This window comes from Rhodococcus sp. EPR-147 (assembly GCF_001647185.1).
In the GTDB taxonomy this organism is placed as follows: Bacteria; Actinomycetota; Actinomycetes; order Mycobacteriales; family Mycobacteriaceae; genus Rhodococcoides.
The window spans coordinates 1-3,923 of record NZ_LVCU01000074.1 but is presented as its reverse complement, the minus strand read 5'-3'; the positions used below and the strand labels follow the sequence as shown (position 1 = coordinate 3,923).

The window sequence follows — 3,923 nt, the reverse complement described above, 5'->3', positions numbered from 1 at the left end:
GAGCACGTGCCGGAGATATCCGCGGCGCGCTATCACGGAAGTGAGCACTCCGTCGGTGACGCGCTGACCATCGGGCGCCGTCTCGGTGCCGATTCGGCGTATCTGGATGCGTACCAGGGACACGCGGCACTCTCGAAGCAGGCGACGACTCTCGTCGGATGGGCGACGGTGATGCACGGCGGCGTCGTGCTCGACGCATCCGGTCGCCGGTTCGGTGACGAGACGACCGGGTACTCCGAATACGCAGCTATTCTGGCCGCGAGGCCGGGCTCGGAGGGCTGGGTCGTCATCGACCGCGGGATCTACGACAAGTGCCTGTCGTTCAAGGACTTCCAGCAGACCGTCGACTCGGGAGCCGTGGTGTGGGCCGACGACACGGACGGCCTTGCTGCCGCAACCGGGCTTCCACCTGCGGCAGTGGCGGAGGAGCTCGCCGCTGTGCGAAAGTATTCGCGGGGAGAGGCGTCGGATCCGTTCGGCCGCAACTCTTTCGAGCATTCGCTCACCGGACCGTACGCAGCCATCAAGATCGTGCCCGCGTTGTTCCACACCCAGGGCGGGCTCGTCGTAGACGAGAACGCACGTGTTCTCCGCACCGACGGTTCCGCCATCACCGGTCTGTTCGCCTCGGGCGGTGCCGCAATGGGCATCTCCGGCCACGGTGCTGCCGGGTATCTCGCGGGGAACGGACTGCTCCCGGCGCTCGGACTCGCATACCTCGCGGCAAGTTCGCTTCGAACAACCCAACTCTTGTGAAAAAATTCGAAAGGACCACCATGTCAACGCTGTTGATCACCAATGCGCGCGTAGTTCGACCAGGATCCGACGCCCCCGACGAGGGCGAGTTTCTGGACCTGCTGATCTAAGACGGCAAGTTCACTCGCATCGAAGCGAGTATCGATGCCTCGGCAGCGGATACCGTCATCGACGCGGCCGGCAAGGTCGCCTTCCCGGGTGTCGTCGACGCACACCAGCACTGGGGCATCTACAACTCCCTCGGTGACGACGCCGAGACCGAATCGCGGGCGTGTGTCCAGGGCGGCGTCACCACGTCGCTCTCCTACATGCGGACCGGGCAGTACTACATGAACACCGGTGGTTCCTACGCGGATGTGTTCCCCAAGGTCCTGGAGGCCACCGAGGGACGCCCCTACGTCGACTACGCGTACCACCTCGCGCCGATGTCGAAGGAACACATCGACGAAATCCCCGCGCTCATCGCAGATCACGGCGTCACGTCGTTCAAGATCTTCATGTTCTACGGCAGCCACGGGCTGCACGGCCGGTCCACCGATCAGAGCGAATTCCTCATGACACCCGAGGGCGAGCGATACGACCTGGCGCACTTCGAGTTCGTCATGCGCGGCATCCAGGCTGCCCGAGAGCAGATGGGCGACAAGGCCGATCACATCTCGTTGTCGCTGCACTGCGAGACCGCTGAGATCATGAGCGCGTACACCAAGATCGTCGAAGACGAAGGCACTCTCGAGGGCCTCGCGGCCTACAGTGCGTCGCGGCCGCCGCACTCCGAGGGGCTCGCCGTCACCATCGCGTCGTTCCTCGCCGACGAGACGCAGCTGCCCAACATCAACCTGCTGCACCTGTCCTCGCGCAAGGCGTTGACCGCGGCGATGCGGATGGCAAAGGCGTTCCCGCACGTCGACTTCCGCCGCGAGGTCACCATCGGGCACCTGCTGGCCGACATCGACACCGCCTACGGACTCGGCGGCAAGGTCAACCCGCCGCTGCGCCCGCGCGACGACGTCGAAGCATTGTGGGAGCACCTGCTCGCCGGTGACATCGACTGGGTCGTCAGTGATCACGCCTGCTGCAAGGACGAGAAGAAGTTCGCCGAGGACCGGGGCGACATCTTCGCCGCGAAGTCCGGCTTCGGTGGTGCGGAATACCTCCTGCCCGGTCTCGTCAGCGAAGGACGCAAGCGCGGCCTGAGCTGGCGTCGTATCGCCGAGCTCACGTCACTGAACCCGGCCCGTCGCTACTGCCGGGCAAGGGTGACATCGCCGTCGGCATGGACGCAGACATCGCCCTCATCGACCCCGATCACACCTGGACCGTGCGCCCGGAGGATTCCGAGTCCGCTCAGGAGTACACGCCGTTCGAGGGATTCGAGCTCGGTGCCAAGGTGACCGACACGTTCGTCCGTGGTCAGCGGGTACTCGCCGACGGTGCCGTCGCCGGTGCTCCCGCAGGCCGCTACCTGCACCGTCCGTACCTGTGACGGGCCCACTGGAGGGCATCAAGGTTCTCGACATCTCGACGATCCTGGCAGGCCCTCTCGTCGCGCAGATCCTGGGCGACTTCGGGGCCGAGGTCATCAAGATCGAGCACCCCACCAAGCCGGATGGCATGCGCGGACACGGTCTGGACAAGGACGGTCACCCACTGTGGTGGACGATGATCGGACGGAACAAGCGGACGATGACCCTCGACCTCGGAAGCGCGCAGGGCGGAGCGCTCTTTCGCCGCCTCGCCGCGGAGGCCGACGTGGTGGTCGAGAACTTCCGGCCCGGGACCCTCGAACGCTGGGGGCTGGGATACGACGTGCTCTCCGAGCTCAACCCGGGTCTGATCCTGTTGCGTGTCACCGGCTTCGGTCAGACCGGACCGTACGCCACCAGGCCCGCCTTCGGCACGCTCGTCGAATCGATGAGCGGGTTCGCGCACCTGACCGGTGAAGCCGACGGGCCGCCGACACTTCCGGCGTTCGGATTGGCCGATTCCCTCGCCGGGATCGCCGGTTCGTCGGCGGTGTCGATGGCTCTGCTGCACCGAACCAACAACGGCGGCATCGGCCAGCAGATCGATCTGGATCTGTTGAGCCCGATCATGGCCGCGGTCGGACCGGGCGTCATCTACGCAGACCAGCTGGGGATCGATCAGGAGCGAACCGGGAACCGGTCGAGCAACAATGCGCCCCGCAACCTGTACAAGACAGCGGACGGGCATTGGTTGGCCATCTCCACGAGCGCCAATTCGATAGCAGAACGCGTGCTGGTCCTGGTGGGTCATCCCGAAGTGCTCGACGAACCGTGGTTCGCCACCGGGCGTCAGCGCGCCGCCCACGCGGACCTGTTGGACGAGTACGTCGGCGGCTGGATCGGCGAACGGACGAAGGACGTGGTGATCGACGAGTTCGAGAAGGCAGGGGCCGCAGTCGCTCCCGTCTACAAGCCGAGCGATCTGTTGTCCGATCCACAGGTCAACGCCATCGAGATGGTGACGACCGTCGAGGACGACGACCTCGGTCCCGTCCGGATGCAGAACGTCATGTGGCGGATGGGTGGCAGCCCCGGCCGCATCAGGTACACCGGCCGCAAGCACGGGGCCGACACCGACGAGGTGCTCACCGAAATAGGCTGCAGCGCCGACGAAATCGAGGCAATGCGGCGCGACAGCGTCGGGTAGAGCACGGCCAGTGCCCGGCAACGGTCCCCTTCGGCAGCACTGCCGAGGGGGACCGTTGCCGATGGACGCGCCATCGGGCCGGTCCTCGGTTAACACTGAAATCTGTTGCACGACGACGGAAGGCCGCCGCGGCCGGCTGACGCGTTACCCTATCGTTGCTGGGTTCACGCCGGAATCCGCTGCACCACTGCGGCGACGGCCTCGACCTGGTCCGCGATGCGGGGGCCCCACCGACTGGACAGATCCTCGTCCATCGGGAAGATCCTGCCGTCTCGGACGGCGGTCATCGATCCCCACCCCGGTCGAGCCGCAACCGATTCGGCTGTGACGCCGCAGCATTGGGCGTCGGCCAGGAACACGACATCGGGATCCGCGGTGATCACCGATTCGGCGGACAGCTGGGGGTAGTCGCCTGCGCCGGAGCCGTCGGCGATGCTCGTCAGGCCGAACAGACCGTAGATCTGGCCGACGAAGCTCGCGCTCGACACCGTGTAGAG

The 3,923-nt window shown here is 65.9% G+C and carries 4 protein-coding genes; 3 read left to right on the top strand and 1 reads right to left on the bottom strand.

Going from position 1 to position 3,923, the window contains the following annotated elements:
* From A2J02_RS03910 to A2J02_RS03900, 3 genes are all read left to right on the top strand, one after another.
* A partial coding sequence (locus A2J02_RS03910; RefSeq protein WP_156516072.1) for an FAD-binding protein occupies positions 1-756 on the top strand: 756 nt, incomplete at its 5' end.
* Between the two features lie 308 nt (positions 757-1,064).
* Positions 1,065-2,147, top strand: coding sequence for a hypothetical protein (locus tag A2J02_RS03905; RefSeq protein ID WP_231911404.1), 1,083 nt, complete (start codon positions 1,065-1,067; stop codon positions 2,145-2,147).
* 88 nt (positions 2,148-2,235) lie between these two features.
* The gene (locus tag A2J02_RS03900; RefSeq protein WP_068047075.1) at positions 2,236-3,426 is read left to right on the top strand and encodes a CaiB/BaiF CoA transferase family protein; all 1,191 of its coding nucleotides are present in this window, start codon (positions 2,236-2,238) and stop codon (positions 3,424-3,426) included.
* A 164-nt stretch (positions 3,427-3,590) separates the two neighbouring features.
* Here A2J02_RS03900 and A2J02_RS03895 read toward each other — a convergent pair.
* Positions 3,591-3,923: ABC transporter substrate-binding protein (locus tag A2J02_RS03895; RefSeq protein WP_156516071.1), on the bottom strand; the 333-nt coding region annotated here is incomplete at its 5' end.

Excerpts from the sequence above, each read along its gene's own strand:
- A2J02_RS03905 (WP_231911404.1), top strand. The coding sequence starts at position 1,065 with ATGCGGACCGGGCAGTACTACATGAACACCGGTGGTTCCTACGCGGAT.